Below are 17539 nucleotides of genomic sequence, written 5' to 3'. Positions count from 1 at the left end.
ACGTCCTGATCTATCATCATTCTACATAGCTAAAATAAGGATTTACGCTTTACTTGTATTACAGTATTCTGTATTTGTGCAATCTAACTTCTAAAGCCAGCCGCATGATCAAAGCTATCTTTACATAATCCTTATTATACCCGCACTTCCCTATAGTCAGGGTCTATAACAGGGTTTATATAAAATAGCCGCACACCAACTGCTACACTTGAAGATTCTGACTTCTAACAAGCTATTTTTACGGAAGATATTATAGTATTACACACATATAATCGTGTCGTAGACATGATTTGGAAGGGTTTGAAGGCATTCAGTCGCCATTAAGGCTAGTATTTTAATAAAAAGCGGAAGACCTACTACATCAGCCACCGCATTCCACTTTTTATTAAAATAGTTTTCCGCAACAGTAAGAACGATGATTATTGAAGCTGAAGAGGGCAACGGCTGTAGTTGTTGTGCTTCAGCTTCAATAATTATCATAGTCATCTGGCGATTGAAGATGCCTGCGTGGCGAACGCAGAACAAAGGCGTAGCCGAAGCGTAGTGGAGTAACCGACACACAAAAAGGAACGTAGTGGTTTTGTGTGCCAGACGATTTTTATGTATTCTTATTTATCAGATATTAACTTCCACATAAATAATCGGCTAGGTTGCGACTAAGCGGCGTAGCCCATGAAGCAGCGGTTTTGTATATATAAACTCATAGCGTTAGCGTTCCTTAATCATACAAAAAGAGAGCTGCGGGTGATAGAGGAAGGAGTCCCGCGAAGACCAGTAATAATTGCTGACGACCAAAGGTGAGGAAGTAATTATGGTGCGATAGCAACTGGCGAAGCAGGGAACGAGTGACGAAGGAACACCTTTGATCAGCCCGTAACTTTCGATTCATAAATGACTTTTAACTAAAAAATCCCAGACCTTTCGATCTAGGATTGTATGTTTAGCGAGCTGCGACCGTAGGAAGCAGTGAAGCTTTTTAAGGTTTCTTTTTAGGATTCTGCCAAGTATTAAATATAGAGTAAATAATCACTTTATTTTCGATAATTTCATAAACAACTAAGTATGGATACTTCTTAATCCAAGCTTCTCGATATGGTGGTCGTTTAGCAGGGTAATGTTCAGGATTCGTTTGTATCCTATCAATATAAATATCTAAATGTGTTAAAAATTGTTCTCCTAAACCTATTTGCTGTTTTTCGTAATAAAGGTAAGCTTTGATCATTTCAAGATTTGCTTCCTCCTTAATCTCTAATTCATATTTCATTGAGCAGCACGTCTAGCATTTTGCTTTACTTCTTCCCAAGTAAAAGATTTACTTTCTCCTTTTAAGTGACGTTCTCTACGTTCATCTAGTATTTTATATTGCTCCTCTGTTAAGGTAAATTCATCTTCACGATAACTTTCCATAACAGCTTTCACTATTTTTAATAGGCGCTCATCTGCTGTATTTACATACTCGGATATAAGATTCCTTAACTCTAATGCTCCCATAATTCTCATTTTTACATTCATAACAAAGATAGTTTAATATACTAATAATTTTAGTTTTTGATTTCTAACACCCCATATTTTTAGTAATTGAGCATCATTATTTTAAAGCCATTAGAAGCTATTTTAAGTTTTTTAAAAGCTTATAATTCTTCTGAGTCTAATTTTAAAGCTTCTATTATTTTTTGTCTTATCACTTTATGATCTTCAAAAGGGTAACTTGCCAGTAGTATTTTAGATACCCAGTACACACAGTCTTTAAAGATTCCATTAAACTTATAATCGTCTTCTAAATGACTAAGTAATTGTAAGTTTTCTGATAAGACGTATTGCATAAATTGTAACTCCCCAGGTTCTGTAATTGGGATTCTAATATATTTCTGCTGTGTTACTGGGTCGGTGTGTACGCTACTTGGGTATTCTGGTGTAAATTCTTGATTGTTCATAATGTATAGTTTATTGTATTGGATGATAATTATTTACGATTTCGTGTAGGTTTTCAAGATCATCTTGCAAGTATCGTTCTGTAGAACTTATGTAACGATGCCCTGCTAGTACCTGCGTTTTTCTAAGATTGTACTGACTTAACCAATTAGTAATTACGGATGCTCTGATCTGTTTATTACTTTCTATTTTCCTGTTGTACTTTTTAAGTTTTTTAATGATCGTATTGGTAATTATAAATCGATCTCCAGAAGGGAAGAGTTGATCGGTATCTATATTTAATCGCTGTAATAGGTATTTTCTAACTTCATTAATGTATTCCATAAATTCCATCATCTGCCACGGTTTTAGTTCTAATTCTCTGGCATTACTTCGTTTTCTGCTCGGCACATAGATTTTACCTTTGTTAAGTTGTAAGTGTTCTAGTTTTAGGTTTTTTAAATCTTGTGTATCTAATCCTTGGTAGACCAGTAATCCAACAATGATTTTATTACGTTTTGAGGTGTACTTGTGGTATTCTTCTTGATAGGTATCAGTTTCATAACTATAGTATAAGTCTTCTAGTTCTTCTGGTTCGAGTAGATTATAATTTATACTTCTTTGTGTTCCTCGTACATTGGTGTTTTCGATTGGATTATCAGTTCTGTATGATTCACTTATCAGGTAATTGAAGTATGTTTTTATGTTGCTTAATTTATGATTGATAGTCTTTTTACTATTACCTTTTCTGGTTAAGTGTTTGATGTATTTTAAGCAAGTTTTGTAATCTATTTCGATGGCGCAAGTGGATTGTCGTTTGCACCATTTTGTAAAGTACTGTAGTGCTAGTTCTTTAGATTTTATAGTCTTTATTGTATATCCTTCTTTCTTTAGATATGTAGTATAATCATTCATTTTCTAGAGTTTTTACGATATGAGTATAGATTTGTGTAGATTCTAGGCTACTATGCCCTAAAAAGTGTTTGATACTTTCGAGTGGTACTTCTTTTTGTAATAAATGGGTAGCGATAGAATGACGTAAGGTGTGTAATGTGATTTTCTTTTCTTCTATAGCCTTATTTTCTGTAGCTTTTACAATAGCTTGCAGTCGATAGGCAAAGGTCATTCCTTGTAATCGTGTACCGTGATGATTGAGTAGTAATGCTTCTGTATCGTGTTTAATATTAAATTCTAATCGTGCATCGTAGAGATAATCTTCTAGGATTTCAAGATTATACCTATTGATCGGTACAAATCGTTCTTTGTAGTTCTTTCCTTTTCGTACATAGATTCTCTCTTTATCAAAAAGGATATCACTAGTATCTAAATGTACGGCTTCATTTCTTCTAAGTCCGCAACTGTAGAGTAATACTAGTATCGCTTTATCTCGTTGTCGATACTGCTTTTTGTAATGACTATGATTTGTAGCTCTAAAAAGTTGTTTTACTTCTTTTTGGGTTAAAATATTGATTCTTTCTTCTGTGGGATAACTTTCAGATTTTAAGTGTATACTGATCCCTTTATGATTATGATTTTGTAGGTATTCCTTGAACTTTTTGAGTGCTTGTTGGTGTTTGTTGAGATAGGATTTACTTAATGCTCCATATCTTCTTTCATTACTACGTTGTTTCAGTTCTTCGTAATACTCTTTGATATCTTTTGCGGTAATGGTATTTATATCGGTATGCCCGTGGCATTCGAGCCAATAAAAGAACTCTTGTAAATGGTTTGGTAAGTTATAAACGGTAGTCTCTGCATACCCTAAAACATCTAACCATTCTTTAAAATTGGATATAAGTATCTTGTAACTATCATTTTGTAGTCTTAATTTTTTCATCGGTATGTCTTTTTTAGATTGCTATGGCGAGTTGCTGTAACTAACTAGCTTTCTTGCTTTTAGTTTCGTTATTTGAGGTATGGCGACTTGGTGGCGAACTGGCGAGTTCTATTTGTGTAATACAGTTTTGTAATGCTTTATCAATCTGATCTTTTAACTCATCATATTCCTGTAAATCTACAATCTCGAAGCAATAACTTTTGGTTTTAGCATTTTTGATACGTTTGATATAACCTTCTTCCAATAACTGTTTGTTATATCTGCGCAATGTGGTTTCTTTTACCCGTAAGTTTCTGCGTATTTCTGCATTGGTAAATGTAGTTTGGGTATTTTCTTTTAGGTAAGATTTTAAGCGTTCTAAATGATTTCTGCAAGCTCCTGTAATGGTATCACTTTTATGTAATAGAACTTCTTTAATAATCTCGTTGGCTTCTTGTATATCTTGAGTAGTAGTTTCTATATATTCTTCACCTGTATTTTGATCATATTGTTTTTCACGTTGGTACTGCTTATAGAAGGTAATGGCTTCAATAAATTGTAAATAGTGAGTGTTAGTTCTTCTCGGTTTAAATACAGATTGAGGCAATTCTAAAAACTCTGCATAAGGATTGATTACTTTCACAGATTGTAATACCATTTGTACGTTCTGGAGGCATTGCCTCGCTTGGTATTCTTTCTCTACATTTACTTTGCCTGCGCTTATTAATCGTTGATAGTACATTATCTTTTGATCCTGTTCGCTAGATTCATCGATGTATAATAAAAAGCTACGATTGCTATTATCTTCGTAAATACTTTCTTGGGTAGTACAGCCTGCAACACTTACAGGGCCTTCTACGGTTAGGTGTATTGTTTTGGTATTTCCTTTTCTGTCTTTATGAACTACGGTTTTTGTTATTCTTCGTTTGGATTGTAATTCTCGTAATGGATAGAGTACACTTTCTGCTCCGTCTAAGTCTTCTATCAAGATGAGTTTGTTTCGTAGTTCTGTTCTATTGAAGTAGTAAAATGCATTTTCTGATAATACGGTAATTTCTACTTTTTCGTGATCTGGTATGAGTTCTGCTACTTTAGATTGTAAATGTGTTTTTCCTGATCCAGAAGTTCCTAAACTTATACAATGCAATGGATTGTAGCTTTTACGACTGGTAAAGATTAGGTACATTAATAATCGGTTGGTTTCTTCGCCGATAACGCCGCTTTGTTCGATAAGTCTATTAGTGCGTTGTAATAAATCTTTCTTTTTTAAAAATGCCTCTGCGGCTCGTAGTTCTGCTCCTGTAAGTTCTTTAATTGTGGTTTCCTGCTCATCATTATCAAGTTGACTTAATCGGTACTGCTCTAGTTCATTGGTTAATTCCTGTAATGTTCTACGCACTACACTTGTACCGATTTCTATACGTTCGGCTACTTTTCTAACTAATTTCTCTACTTGATTATCATTATACAAATCTACATTGTGTCGCAACACATTGTGTTGTTCTGGCTTTTTGATCCCTAAAGTAACCCGTAACGCTTCTAAATGGTTGAGTTTGATACCGCCCAAGATGGATATTTCTAAATGCTTTGTTGTGTATTCGTAATTATTCGGGTTAGTAGTATTTAACATCGCTAAAAAAGTTTGAAAATATATTTGACAACTAATTAGGTGCTAAGATACCATTTTAGTTTTATTGTGCAAACTTTTTAGTTTTTGAAGAACTGATTTAGTTTCTATATATTTGCTTATTAGTAATAATCAAGGTTTAAAACCCTTATAGAGTTTCTTTTTATGAATTTTGGAAGTATTGTAGTAGAACTTAGAAAAGAACAAAGTATATCACAAACAGACTTGGCTACTAAACTTGGTATTCATAAAAATGTATTAGGTAGATATGAACGTAATGAAGTATTACCCTCTATTGAGATTGCTCGTAAAATAGCCGATATACTTGACGTAAGCCTTGATTACCTAACTGGTAAAGCTGATGTACAGATGGATAAACATACACGTAACCGCATTTTAGAAGTGTCTAAATTTGAAGAAGAAGATAAAGAACATATATTTTCTGTTATTGATGCTTTTATTGCTAAAAGAAAGATTCAATCTATTTTATAATAGCTATGGACAATGATCTGCATAATAAAATAACAGCTACTATTAATTCTCTAAGTGAATATGAGATTATTAGCAGTGAAGATTTAATAATTTTATTAGAAAAAGAAGGGATGTCTAGCATCATAGCATTGGATATTTCTTTATTCCTACCTATAGTTTTTTGTAAAAAAATGCTTCCCGATGTAAAATTCCCAGAATATTATATTCAGGTTGAAAAATCTGGGACTCGTATAAAACATAGATTTGAGGACAATAATCTATATAATATTATTGATGCTCAGACTCAAACTTATTTTAATAATAATCCTGATAGTGAGGTAATTCTAAGAATAGCAAGTCTAAGTGCAGAATTTCAAGCTATAAATAAGTTACTTTTAGATGGAGGTAATCTAAATGATGTTAGATTAACAGAAACGATGATTATAAAATAAAAAGACTTCCTGAACCTGAAAAGTATTCAGAAAGTCTCTTTGTTCTTTTAATCTATTAGATTAACATCCAATTCTTTTATTTTATTAAGCTCTAATTTTAATTTAGTTATATTAAGTATTTTTAAGATATTACTAGGTATCTCGTCTACTTTTAAACCTCTAACAGGTTTAACAATTAGATTATATCTAGTATCATCAAAATTATTTAAATCAATTTTATCAAAACAATATAACCCTTTCTTAGCTAATAAAATAAAGTCAAAATATTGCTTTAAAGTTTCTGTTTCACCTATTTTAAGTAAATCATTATTCAATTTATAATCACTTATATTGGATAAGTTTCTAAAATAAGAACTTAAGTTATATTTATTATCTGCTATTGAATTAGGCAATCTACCTCCTCCAGAAGCTACAAACCCAATTTCATTATTCATATCAACAAAAAACCAATCAATATCATTTGTTTCTTGTTCTATTAAAGAAAATCTCATTATTCAATTTTATTGTTTAGCGAATATCCCAAATATTGTTTGACAGTTTTCGCATGGCGAAACTGTAGCTCCTGTTTTAGGTCTAATCGCAGGTGTAAAGTTTACGTCTGTAGGTGACGCTGCTGGATTTTTTAATAAAACATCATTTCCTGCTCTAAATTCACCACAACACCCTACAGTATTACCTGCATTTTTATTTCCAACACCTCCTACTTTGTTTGCTGCTTTTTGTAATGCTGGAGCTATTTCACCTGGAATACTTCCACTCGTAGCGATTGACGTAGCCCCATTTAACTCTGCTCCAACTACTGTTGCAGGAGCTTGACCAGTGGCTTGTAAATTAGAAACAGTAGCATTTACTTCTACTTGTAATTCTCCACTTACTCCTCTAGTAGAAGCTTTTGTTAAAGGACCTATTAATTTACCTGCTACTTCTCCTGCAGCTAACAACCCTACTTCAACTGTCACATTAGCTGCTTTCTCTCCTATTTTATTACCTATTGTAGAGGCCGGATCTTGAGATAAAGCTGTTTCCACTACGTCATGTGCTACATTTGTCATTCCAGCCGTTGCTGCTGATGCAGCATCTTTTGCCAAGCTTACTAATCCTTGTGGACTGCTTAATTTGCTAAAGTGATTATTTGCAGCTTTCTTAACTGTCTGTATTGGGCTACTAACAAGTTGTTTTGCTCCTTCATAAGTATTAGAAAGAGTTCTCTTATATGTGTTCACAGCACTTTTTAAAACTGTTTTACAGAACTCACAATTACCGTCAGGATCAGATAAAAGTATAGGATTATTCATGCCGTACTTATATGGTGTCCAATCATAAAACAATTCAGCTTTCTGATCAACATTCATCCAGCGTCCAAGTTCAGGGTTATAATTACGTGCATCTATATCAATCCAACCAAGCCCAAGTTCATTTTGTTCTTCTTTTCCTATAAAACCCCATTGATGCTTCCTACCATTCACGGCAAAGTTGTACCCTTTGTGTTGCAGCCCAAAAGGATAATAATTCTTCTCTTGCTGTACAATGATCCCTTCTTCGGTTTCTTGTACCACACTAATATCATCCAGATAGATCTCTTCTTCTGTAGCTATACTACTGGTTAATCCCAGCTTGATATTTAGCTTAGAAGCATCTTGTTTGATCTGGTAAGTAGCTTCAAAATTACCTTCGCCAGCATCACCAGCAGAATACCATCCTGTACTTTTGTTGGCAGCATCAATCTCATTGACCAATACACGCATCTTATACCCTTTGCCATTAGCATCCAGTTTCAGTCGTATCTTCACAGTTTCACCAGCACTAAAAGATTGTGTAATCTTTTTATTAGTACCACTATACGTATATCTTACTTTAACGCCTAAACGACCATTAACTGCAGATACGCCTCCGCCACCCCAGCCATCGGTACTACTATCAAAAGTATCATTTAAAAAAGTCTTGTTACCGCCTTTATTATAGCTTAAACGTATATTACCTAAATGATCTTTATATTGATAGATGTACTTAAAGCCATCTGAGTGTTGTTCTACATACCCTTCTGAGGTATTAAAAAACTCCAGATCACCATTCTTATACACATAATTACCGGCATACTCAGTCTCTATTAAAGAACTTCCCTCTGTTGCAATCTTTTTTAATTTTGCTCCAGTGGCGTCGTAAATATAATTAATATTTCCGGTATGATCTGTATTATTTACAGTTACTGTTTGAGGTAGATTTAAATGATTATAGGTAATCCCTGTAATCCCTTTGTTTTGATCCTCAGTCATATTACCATTAGTGTCGTAAACATAATCATTAGAAGTATCAGCAGTAGTATTCACCGCATCATCTTTAAAGCCAAACTGATCTATAGGGGCAGCATCACTAACTTTCATGAGCTTATTGCCGCTGTCATACGTATAAGAGAGTATATCCATATCCCCAAAATCTGTGGCTGCTGCATTAATATGTCCTTTTCTATTTAAAGAAAGAATGTTCCCAACCTTATCATACGTGATATTACTTATCGAATAGTTACCAGTATTATCTGTTGCACTTACAATTCTATTAAGGGCATCATAACTATACACATATGAAGTGCTTACCGGATTGTTCGGAGGGTTAGGGTTTACACTTTGAGTTTTCCAATGGGTCTCTGCTATATTACCATTAAACAGCGGCGTAGTTCCAAGTTGTGGGGTATTGTAATTGATGCCAAAAGCAAACAGATCATTCCCCAAGTTATTTACATCATTGATTCCTTTTAGCCAGCCTCTTACATTGTATTTGTAGTGAATATCCTGTAATCCATTACCCACTTTTTTAGACACTAACTGCCCTAAAGCATCATAGGTATTGGCTGCGATAACTTCTGGATCCTGAGTATTGATCTTTTGGGTTTGGTTGAGTACTCTACCCATATGGTCATACATAAAACTATCTATCGTTACAATCGCTGCATGACTATCTTTGATATGTGTGGTTGTGGTTTCTTCTACCTTACCCACAAAATCCAGCTTGGTTTCTATAATATCTGTAGTGTTTAGATACTCATTCTTACTGGCTACATAGATCGGTCTTGATTTGGTATCATAATAAGTAACCGTAGTGATCCAATCCAGAGTTTCTAACACCCGTACTTTACTAACTACCGGTAAGGATTTGGTTTGCGCTCTAGGGGTTACACCATATACCATGGCTGGTGCATTAAAAAAGGTATCTTCACTGCCTAAAACAGTATAGTCCCCATAATAATTGATGGTGAGTAGTGTAGCATTGGTCACTTTGGGATAGCCCCCATCATTATAGTACAATTGTACCCCATCTACTAGTACAGGAGCAATACGGTCTACCCACAATGCATCACTATAGGCGGTAGCCTCGGTTTGTAGGGCTGCACGATCCTTGGGATCGGTGATTTTACCGGTGTAGGCTACCCGACCAAAGGCATCGTATTTGGTATAGAGCCATGCATTAGTTGCTTTTAAGTTGGTATCCTGGGTCATAATCGGCTGATCGAGTTTGTTATACACAATATACTCCTTGCCTTTGCCAGGGATCTTCTTCTCGATCAATCGGTTTCTATAATCATATTTATATTGGTAGCACAATTCGGTAAGCTCAATAGCAGAGATACTTGTAGTACTCGTATCTACTTTAGGTGGTATTACATAGGTTAAATTCCCAAATCTATCATATACATAATGGGTATCATGCGCTGATCCTGCATTAAAGGTTCGTTTTAAAACAATTCTACCTTGTTTATCCTTGTACTCTTTAGTAGTATGATTATTACCAGCTGCCGGAGTCCAGTTTTCATCTTGAGTAATGGTTATGTACAATTGATTTGCACCATAAAAACCATCCTTTACCAAGCTAGGAGCTTCAGTATCGTTTGGATTGGCAAAGTCTACTTTAAAATAGATTACTTCATTAACTTTATTAGTATACCAATCTGTCTTAATAGCGTGATCTGCATCACTATTAGGGTTAGCTTTCCAAGCTGTACCAGGCGCACCTATTTTTATTACTCGATTAAGAGGAGATTTATCAAAAATACTCTCTGAGTAGGCATTAACCTCTCCCAGATTAGTATTAGTAATCCCGGGAAAATCATCTGTATAGTTGTCTTTGTAATATTGGTTAATATCTTGATTTACATTAATATCTTTATAACTCCCCACCGTATTACTTGCCTCAAAAGGCAGGTATTGTTTGTCTTGTCTGCCATACACATCATACTCGATATGAGTTACAATATCCTTACCATCTTTAGAGGCTTTGATTGCTCGTTGTTGTATCGGTCTACCCAGTCCATCAAAATAGGTAACACTCTCTATCGTCTTATCAATATCATTGATATTAGTACAATTTACAGCCTCTATCTGCGCAATAGTCATGGCTGTTTGAGGAACTGTCGAATGTATATAATTCTTATCCGATAGTACTACCTGGGCCTGAAGCTTCAACCCCATTAGTAGTATCGCGATGCTATATATTATTTGTTTTTTCATCTTACTATATTATTTATGAGATTAATGTTGCTCTCCTGTATTACCGCCGCCGCCAGTGTCTGTAGAAACTGTGGCGACAACCACCATCACCTTGGTGATTTCCTGACCTGTGAGGTTATCTTTAATTTTAGCCTGAATTGTATACTCATGAGTACCGGTAGCGAAATTAGAAAAACCAAAGTTTGTACCACTACCTGATCCTAAGGCTTGAGAGAGGTTAATACTGTTATAGGCTTTCCAGGTGATCTGAGAATTTCCTGAACCTCCGGTAAGGCTTGTTACATTAAAAGTAACACTTGGATTAGAACCAGAAATAGAAGTATGAGATTGACTTGTACTTGCTACCATACCTGGGTATGATTTAACAATAGGAGCATTACCACCCCATTGATACTGTGAGTTTTCTAATCCTCGATCCACTACTCTAAATTTAATCGTATAGGTTCCTGCATTAGGAAAATTGTAAGAGTATGTGGTTCCTGTAGCACTTTGCTTTACATCATTAATATACCATTGGTATAATCGAAGACCTGTACCGCCTCCTATACCAGTAGCTGTAAAGGTGGTCGTTGTTCCTTGTACAATATGTGCTTTTGATGCACTTATTACAGGAGCAATTAGTGGATTATACATATGCAATAATCGAACTTCGCTATCGGTAGATTTACCACTTCTGTTATCGATCACTTTAAAATACACCGTATAGGTGCCTGCTGTGTTGTTGGTATAGGTAAAGGTGGTAGCAGTACTGGCTTGTTTTATAGTATTTACATACCACTCATAACGCAGGTCTCCCGTTCCTCCCCCGATACCCGAGGCACTAAAATTAACATTAGTACCTGTGATCACACTACTATAATTTGCACTTAACACTGGGATATTGATAGGAGGATACGCCACCACAACATTCATCGTTTTACTGACTCTATGTTTGGTTTGCGTATTATAGGCAAGTACCGTTACAGTATATGTGCCTTCACTAGCAAAGGTTTTGGTAAAACTAGTCGTACTATCACATTGTTCTTGTGTACCATCTACAGACCAGGTATAGAGATTCGCACCCCCGCTTCCTGAGGTATTGGCGGTAAATGTAACCGATTGATTAGGTTGAACAGATCCAGAAGCTGAGAGTTGGATAGTCACATCTCCCAAAGTAGCAGATTGTTGCCCCTGGTAATTATAGCGCACTTGTTGCGCGATATGCTGATCATTATCCAGTGCATATTGCATACGATTCATTTCATCATACTGGTAGTATGCTGTTTCTCCTTGTGGATCTGTCATACTAGTCACTCCAATAAGCGGGTCATAGGTGTACGTAGATACCATAGCATTGGGTAAGGCTTCTCTAAGATTTTGTAATGCTACACGAAGAACCTGTTCTTTGCAAGTAACTTCTTTACAATGATCAATATCTGCATTAGATTTAGTTTTTAGATCGGCTATATAGGGAGCAGTATCTACATAAGTTGCGTTCTCAATCTTAGCGATTGGATAGGTATCTTGATACCCCCAGATATACATGATATGTGTACCATCTACTTTAGAAACCTCTATAGGGTTCCCTTTAGCATCATACTTATGGTATTGTATCCGATCGGTTAAAGGATTGCTAGCAGTAATTACTCCTTTGGCTACCTGTATACTTTTAGGGAAATAAGAATTCGTAATCGTTCCCGGTTTATATAAATTACGCTGAGTAGATAAAATGGTATTATCAGAATAGGTTTCGGTTTGTATAGGAACGGCTATCCTATGAAGTTGTTCTAACTTACCATATGCATTTTTATCATCGATACTCAAATTAGTGAGTGTATTACGCAAATTAGGATAAAATGTTTTGGTTTTTAGTTCATTACCCTTGCTATTCTTTATTGTGTTTTGTGTCTGGAAATAATTAGGATGATCATAATTGTAGGTTTTTTCTGTAACTATTGGATTACCTCCATTAGTATCGTAATTGGTTTCTTTGGTTGTTGCTAATAATTTTTTACCAAAAGAATAAAAACCTCTGTTATAGAGAAAAGAAAAATTAGCCGCGCTACATGGCCCAAAACCACTTCTTCCTCCTGATACTGACAAACCAGATGGATCAATTGAGTGAATATAATTAATAGGAAGACTTGTTTGATCAAAAAGTGTATAATCATTTTCTACACTTTTTATTTTGGTATAACTATTATCACGATTACGTTTATAAAACTCCTGTTTTTTTAAACTTCCACTGGCCCAGCTCTTTGTATAATAATTGATGAAATTGCCATAACCATAGATTTGCATTGCTCCGAGATACAGTTGATTGTATGGTATATTAAATTCAATACAACTCCCTAGATGGTTGGGATGCATAAAAAAATTAAATTGAGAACCTGTCACCCCATTATCCATTATCCTATCTGCCGGAGTAGGTTCATATACATAAACAATTTTACCATTATCTTTTCCAGAATAATCATAATTATACTCTGTTACCTGGGTATACTCTGCAGAAGGTCCTCCATTTACATCTAAAGCATATGTTGGGTAAGAAGTAATAATATTAAGTATTCGTGGTGAGCTTGTATCTAAATGTAATGTTTTATAATCCCCTTGATTTACAGGAATTAAAACATTGGGTTTGTTATAAGTATACTCTTTTTTAGAAGTAAAATTTGAGTTGACCCCATCATAATTAGTAATGGTTTTAATTCGTAATCCACCAACCAGATGAGTAACCGTTTCTTGATTATGTCCTTTTAAATATTTCCAACTTACACTAGCATATACAGAAGGGCAAGGAGAGGCTCCTAAAGCCCCATTACCATCTTCTCTAGCCTCTAAAGTGTGTTCAAAATTGTTTGATAAATTTGTTAAATCTACAGCATACGATGTTGCACAATATTGAGGGCTACATCCTCCTTTTCTTTGATATGTTTTTCCATCAAATTTCACATAAGAAGTACTACCGTTAAGGGTGGGGTTATTACTACTGTTGGGATCTAAAGCATTGGTAAAAGAAATATTGAGTTGTGCCTCGACAATATTATCCTGTTGTGGCCTAAATGTTTTTGTTTCCAACCCAGTCGGGGTACAGGTATATCCATCTCTGGATCCCATGCCTTGTGAGGAAACGCTAATTCTTTCATTTCCATATTCCGGCACATTGCTAAGTACTTGATATTTATTAGCCTCATAAGCAAATTCGGTATATCCTCCTGTAGGGTATATGATTTTTTTTAATATTCCAGCCTTCATTTTTGTTTCATCTGGCGTTCTGTCTCCATTTCCTACTTCTGCTTTATGAGCTCTACTTTTATGATTTTCGATCATAAAATGAAAATCTGTTTCATGTTTATGCACATAACTCCCTGTGTTGTTATTGGGATATCCCCAAAAATCCTGACCCGAAGAAGTACGTAATGGTAGTGGAGTAGTATTGTACTCAAAGTGATATTTCTGAGGACTACTAGTATTAGAATATACATCTACTCCATTTAATCGTAAAGAATTTCGATAATGAGGTTTTAGTAAACTTTGATATTCTAAATGGTACCCTCCACCCGATCTATTGTAATAATCATAATTAAAGGTAATTTGTTTAATAAGTTGATCTACCCCATTAATAGTTGCATATATTTTGATGTGGTTTAGTTTAGAAGATTCACTATCAACTCTATCCATACTATAATCAAAAAGGACATATCCTGATTTAAAATTTATCCTTTTCAATGTTTTTTCATGAGCTATATAAGGTTTAGGTAATGATGGTTTAGGAGGAAGAGGCTTCCATCCTGGTAGAGGTCCTCCATTTCCAGAAGACAGTGGCATTGATACTTGATCTCCTGTGATTTCTCTTTTTTTATTAAACGTATGACTGTCATATTCTAAAGTCACAATATCCGTTTGATTGGCAGAAGTAATTTTGGTAAGATATGAAGAGGTTGTAAATTTTCTATACGTATATGCCGATTGGTCATCCTGAAAATTATCTGTAATTTCATGAGCATCAAAATTTAAGACACTCCCGTTCTCGGTAATTGCCGAAAAAGTATAGTCTCCTTCACTAGCTGTAGCATTTATGGTTACAGGTTTATAATCAATAAATACAAATTTACCGGCATTCTGATCATAAATAAACTTACCCGTATTTCCAGAATAATTAAAAATATATTCATCATGATTTGAATCAGCTAATCTCTGGGTTACATCTCTAAAAAATCTATTGTAAGTAGCGTCAAATGTTACATTTTCCAAATTCGGAATATCTCCTGCACCTGGTTGTCCTTTCACATTTCTTACAATAGCTCCACCAGCATTTAATGTCCACCCTAAACCAACCCAGGAAGCCTCTTCATTCACCCTGATTCCAGAAGTGGCATTATAGCTTAAGCTAACTGGAATTTCTATATCCCCTTGCTTAATAGTGTATAAAGGGATAGAAATGTTTGTTGTACCTAAATTGGTATTTACAGGAAACACTCCAAATTTTCCTAAGCTTGCTGCTGTTGGAGACACAGGGCTATATGTATTAAGTTCCTGCCCAAATCCTATTCCTGAAAGAAACAAGAATAGATATATTATTTGTGTTCTCATATAAAAGTAATTAGTCACTGATTTTGTTCTTTAATCATATTCCCAATGCAATATTAAATCATCCCAGTTTCGTTTTTCGGGACTGAGAAAAAAAAATGAAAGTTTTTTTGAAATGAGATAAAGAAGGGGATCAAATCTTAGGTTTACCAGTCTCCCCACCTACCCTATAAAAGAAGTAATGATATTGGTTGATGGTTGTTTAGAGTCCGAAATCTGGAGTCCGACTTCTGGCATCAAACTTATTTTATATTTATTAAAAGATATCGGGGTACTTTAAAGACACATAAGAAATAAGCATAACCGTTCTATAAAAAAAATGACTACCCTTGTTCGGTATGTAGTTTGATTCGTAATGCGATATAAAAATCAAAAGAAATGGCTCTGGTAGCAGCATGATCTTCTAGACAAACCTTAGCTGCATACATATCCAAAGTATCGTGATACCACTCCCACAAAGCATCGGTTCGGTTTTTAAAACCCATTAGTGATAATATCGCCATCCCCAGTTCTACACTAAAAAAAGAAGTGTCAAAACCTATCGTGCTTAATTGATTTATAAATCGGGTACCTAATAACTCATTCTTAATAAGAAATAAGACCAAATCCTGATGTGTCGATAGCTTAAATTGCGGAAAAATCTGAGTGTCTAGATCTATTTTCATCTGCTTATATTTATGGTTTCCTTTGGTGTATACCAGTTCTTACATAAACTGGTAATTAGATAAAATTAGCGTAGTTTCCGGCCTTTGCTAAAACACACATCAGGAAAACCAAATGCATGCCAAGTGCTACCTTCTCAAAAAGAAGCGGATATAAGTGTGCTCGACTTGTAAAGAGTAAAACCCAGGTTTAAAACGTATGATCAACCATACTATGACTTTCTCTTTATACATAACAGGAGCATTCCTCCTGCCTTAATTAACTATAAAAATTAACAGATTTACAGGATTGCCGGGTAGGATGCGCAATGTAGCCCTGAAAAAAGAATACCTTAAATCTGTAAAAAAGGTATTGTATTTAATTTGTTGTGCATTTAAGATTTTTGAATCAAAAAAGCGTCAATTCGAGTGTTTTGTCGTAATGAAATGAAGACAAAATGTATCGAGAATAGCTTTTTTCACAATGTTTTTCCCAAAAGCACAATGTGTATTATTTTTTTATTGTTCTGCGATATTCTGCTTTTTCTTCTGCAACTTTAAGTAGTTCTTTAGAACAACCCATCTCATACATATGTTTAGCGAGTTGATCACTTGCATATTCGTCTTGTAATTCTTCTATACTAAGATCAAAAACTTCTGCTAATCTAGAAAGTTTCTTTTTATCAAAATCACGTATGCCATTCTCCATTCTACTTAGATTTGCAAAATCCATTTGTAATAGACCCGCCAGTTGGGTTAGCGTAAGCCCATTTGTTGTTCTAAGCATTTTGATATATTCTCCAAACGTTTCTTTCATTCATTTTGTCAAACTTTGACAAATTTACTCTTTTTTTTAATCCCATCATAATAATAGATTTCATTTTTTTGGGATACCTGTGTTAAGAAATAGATCGTATATCCTGTACTTCTATACAATCTAATAATTTGTATACAGTTTTAAGATACCCTATCATTCTTTTGTCTGCATTATGTATTTCTACTTTGCTTAATATTCCCAGGATCCCATCTTTATATACTTCTAGTTCTTTTTCTTCTGTAAGAGGAATTTTAATATATGTCTGGCACTTTTTTTGGTTGTTATCAATCATTATTTACATATTTTCTTGACAATTATACATATAATATTGACTATATAAAAATAAAATGAAGAATTTCTTCACATTAGTCATAATAATTCATATAATTAGACCGAATAAAATGAAATTCAAATGACAAAGCTAGGAGCTTATTTAAAAAGAAAAGCAGTGAATAAATCCCAAGTATCTAGAAGAACAGGTATAAGTAAACAAAGGATAAGCGAACTCTCGATCAATGAAAATACAAAGCTTAGAGCAGACGAATTGTATTTAATCGCTTTAGCCATAGAAGTAGATGCCTGCGAACTACTCGAACATGTTTGTGGAGATTTAAAATTGAAAAAAGAAAGCAAATAATTACACTATAGTATCATTAAACAACAGCATATTAAAAAATAAACATAGATAGAATAAAGGATATATATCTTTTATTCCCTTGTTAGCTACAATTCTCTG

16 protein-coding genes are annotated in these 17539 nt (G+C 34.5%); 3 read left to right on the top strand and 13 right to left on the bottom strand.

Annotated features, from left to right (window positions below):
* Positions 1 to 258: 258 nt before the first annotated feature.
* The 7 genes from AAFU52_RS09380 to AAFU52_RS09350 all read right to left on the bottom strand — a co-directional run bounded on the left by AAFU52_RS09380 (position 259) and on the right by AAFU52_RS09350 (position 5357).
* On the bottom strand, positions 259 to 480 hold the full coding sequence (locus AAFU52_RS09380) for a hypothetical protein (protein ID WP_438426250.1): 222 nt from the start codon (positions 478 to 480) through the stop codon (positions 259 to 261).
* Positions 481 to 976: 496 nt separating this feature from the next.
* Positions 977 to 1264 carry a type II toxin-antitoxin system RelE/ParE family toxin gene (locus tag AAFU52_RS09375; protein ID WP_438426249.1) on the bottom strand — a complete coding sequence of 96 codons (288 nt, stop codon included), beginning with the start codon at positions 1262 to 1264 and terminating at the stop codon, positions 977 to 979.
* Complete coding sequence (locus tag AAFU52_RS09370) at positions 1261 to 1512, bottom strand: addiction module protein (protein ID WP_438426248.1); 252 nt, start codon at positions 1510 to 1512, stop codon at positions 1261 to 1263. The genes AAFU52_RS09375 and AAFU52_RS09370 overlap by 4 nt, the downstream gene beginning before the upstream one ends.
* 119 nt (positions 1513 to 1631) lie before the next feature.
* Positions 1632 to 1934: a hypothetical protein gene (locus tag AAFU52_RS09365; protein WP_438426247.1), complete on the bottom strand. Its 303-nt coding sequence runs from the start codon at positions 1932 to 1934 to the stop codon at positions 1632 to 1634.
* A 10-nt stretch (positions 1935 to 1944) separates the two neighbouring features.
* Positions 1945 to 2826, bottom strand: a complete 882-nt coding sequence (locus AAFU52_RS09360; protein ID WP_438426246.1) for a tyrosine-type recombinase/integrase — start codon at positions 2824 to 2826, stop codon at positions 1945 to 1947.
* Entirely contained in the window at positions 2819 to 3748 is a 930-nt protein-coding gene (locus AAFU52_RS09355) for a tyrosine-type recombinase/integrase (protein WP_438426245.1), read from the bottom strand. Before AAFU52_RS09355 ends, AAFU52_RS09360 begins: the two co-directional genes overlap by 8 nt.
* A 40-nt stretch (positions 3749 to 3788) precedes the next feature.
* Positions 3789 to 5357, bottom strand: a complete 1569-nt coding sequence (locus AAFU52_RS09350; protein ID WP_438426244.1) for a hypothetical protein — start codon at positions 5355 to 5357, stop codon at positions 3789 to 3791.
* A gap of 162 nt (positions 5358 to 5519) precedes the next feature.
* On the opposite strand from AAFU52_RS09350, the gene AAFU52_RS09345 reads away from it, so the two are divergent.
* A complete protein-coding gene (locus AAFU52_RS09345; protein WP_438426243.1) occupies positions 5520 to 5846 on the top strand; it encodes a helix-turn-helix domain-containing protein in 327 nt (108 codons plus the stop codon).
* A 5-nt stretch (positions 5847 to 5851) separates the two neighbouring features.
* Positions 5852 to 6277 carry a hypothetical protein gene (locus AAFU52_RS09340; protein WP_438426242.1) on the top strand — a complete coding sequence of 142 codons (426 nt, stop codon included), beginning with the start codon at positions 5852 to 5854 and terminating at the stop codon, positions 6275 to 6277.
* Between the two features lie 47 nt (positions 6278 to 6324).
* Here the strand turns inward: AAFU52_RS09340 and AAFU52_RS09335 are convergent, their stop codons facing one another.
* The 6 genes from AAFU52_RS09335 to AAFU52_RS09310 all read right to left on the bottom strand — a co-directional run bounded on the left by AAFU52_RS09335 (position 6325) and on the right by AAFU52_RS09310 (position 17095).
* The gene (locus tag AAFU52_RS09335; RefSeq protein ID WP_438426241.1) at positions 6325 to 6768 is read right to left on the bottom strand and encodes a hypothetical protein; all 444 of its coding nucleotides are present in this window, start codon (positions 6766 to 6768) and stop codon (positions 6325 to 6327) included.
* Positions 6769 to 6777: 9 nt separating this feature from the next.
* Positions 6778 to 10776, bottom strand: coding sequence for a DUF6443 domain-containing protein (locus AAFU52_RS09330; protein ID WP_438426240.1), 3999 nt, complete (start codon positions 10774 to 10776; stop codon positions 6778 to 6780).
* Positions 10777 to 10797: 21 nt separating this feature from the next.
* Positions 10798 to 15348, bottom strand: coding sequence for a PKD domain-containing protein (locus AAFU52_RS09325; RefSeq protein WP_438426239.1), 4551 nt, complete (start codon positions 15346 to 15348; stop codon positions 10798 to 10800).
* Between the two features lie 320 nt (positions 15349 to 15668).
* Positions 15669 to 16010: a hypothetical protein gene (locus tag AAFU52_RS09320; protein WP_438426238.1), complete on the bottom strand. Its 342-nt coding sequence runs from the start codon at positions 16008 to 16010 to the stop codon at positions 15669 to 15671.
* A 487-nt stretch (positions 16011 to 16497) separates the two neighbouring features.
* The gene (locus tag AAFU52_RS09315) at positions 16498 to 16803 is read right to left on the bottom strand and encodes a helix-turn-helix domain-containing protein (RefSeq protein ID WP_438426237.1); all 306 of its coding nucleotides are present in this window, start codon (positions 16801 to 16803) and stop codon (positions 16498 to 16500) included.
* An 82-nt stretch (positions 16804 to 16885) separates the two neighbouring features.
* Positions 16886 to 17095, bottom strand: coding sequence for a hypothetical protein (locus AAFU52_RS09310; protein ID WP_438426236.1), 210 nt, complete (start codon positions 17093 to 17095; stop codon positions 16886 to 16888).
* Positions 17096 to 17215: 120 nt separating this feature from the next.
* Here AAFU52_RS09310 and AAFU52_RS09305 point away from each other — a divergent pair, with 120 nt between their 5' ends.
* Positions 17216 to 17440, top strand: coding sequence for a helix-turn-helix domain-containing protein (locus tag AAFU52_RS09305; protein ID WP_438426235.1), 225 nt, complete (start codon positions 17216 to 17218; stop codon positions 17438 to 17440).
* The last annotated feature ends 99 nt before the right edge of the window (positions 17441 to 17539 follow it).

Source organism: Aquimarina macrocephali (assembly GCF_051627225.1).
Taxonomy (GTDB): Bacteria; Bacteroidota; Bacteroidia; order Flavobacteriales; family Flavobacteriaceae; genus Aquimarina; species Aquimarina macrocephali.
This window is presented reverse-complemented; position numbering and strand designations above follow the sequence as displayed.

Coding starts and splice junctions, on each gene's coding strand:
- AAFU52_RS09310 (WP_438426236.1), bottom strand. CDS start 17,095: ATGATTGATAACAACCAAAAAAAGTGCCAGACATATATTAAAATTCCT.
- AAFU52_RS09305 (WP_438426235.1), top strand. CDS start 17,216: ATGACAAAGCTAGGAGCTTATTTAAAAAGAAAAGCAGTGAATAAATCC.
- AAFU52_RS09360 (WP_438426246.1), bottom strand. CDS start 2,826: ATGAATGATTATACTACATATCTAAAGAAAGAAGGATATACAATAAAG.
- AAFU52_RS09365 (WP_438426247.1), bottom strand. CDS start 1,934: ATGAACAATCAAGAATTTACACCAGAATACCCAAGTAGCGTACACACC.
- AAFU52_RS09350 (WP_438426244.1), bottom strand. CDS start 5,357: ATGTTAAATACTACTAACCCGAATAATTACGAATACACAACAAAGCAT.
- AAFU52_RS09375 (WP_438426249.1), bottom strand. CDS start 1,264: ATGAAATATGAATTAGAGATTAAGGAGGAAGCAAATCTTGAAATGATC.
- AAFU52_RS09340 (WP_438426242.1), top strand. CDS start 5,852: ATGGACAATGATCTGCATAATAAAATAACAGCTACTATTAATTCTCTA.
- AAFU52_RS09320 (WP_438426238.1), bottom strand. CDS start 16,010: ATGAAAATAGATCTAGACACTCAGATTTTTCCGCAATTTAAGCTATCG.
- AAFU52_RS09330 (WP_438426240.1), bottom strand. CDS start 10,776: ATGAAAAAACAAATAATATATAGCATCGCGATACTACTAATGGGGTTG.
- AAFU52_RS09315 (WP_438426237.1), bottom strand. CDS start 16,803: ATGAAAGAAACGTTTGGAGAATATATCAAAATGCTTAGAACAACAAAT.
- AAFU52_RS09370 (WP_438426248.1), bottom strand. CDS start 1,512: ATGAATGTAAAAATGAGAATTATGGGAGCATTAGAGTTAAGGAATCTT.
- AAFU52_RS09380 (WP_438426250.1), bottom strand. CDS start 480: ATGATAATTATTGAAGCTGAAGCACAACAACTACAGCCGTTGCCCTCT.
- AAFU52_RS09335 (WP_438426241.1), bottom strand. CDS start 6,768: ATGAGATTTTCTTTAATAGAACAAGAAACAAATGATATTGATTGGTTT.
- AAFU52_RS09345 (WP_438426243.1), top strand. CDS start 5,520: ATGAATTTTGGAAGTATTGTAGTAGAACTTAGAAAAGAACAAAGTATA.
- AAFU52_RS09355 (WP_438426245.1), bottom strand. CDS start 3,748: ATGAAAAAATTAAGACTACAAAATGATAGTTACAAGATACTTATATCC.
- AAFU52_RS09325 (WP_438426239.1), bottom strand. CDS start 15,348: ATGAGAACACAAATAATATATCTATTCTTGTTTCTTTCAGGAATAGGA.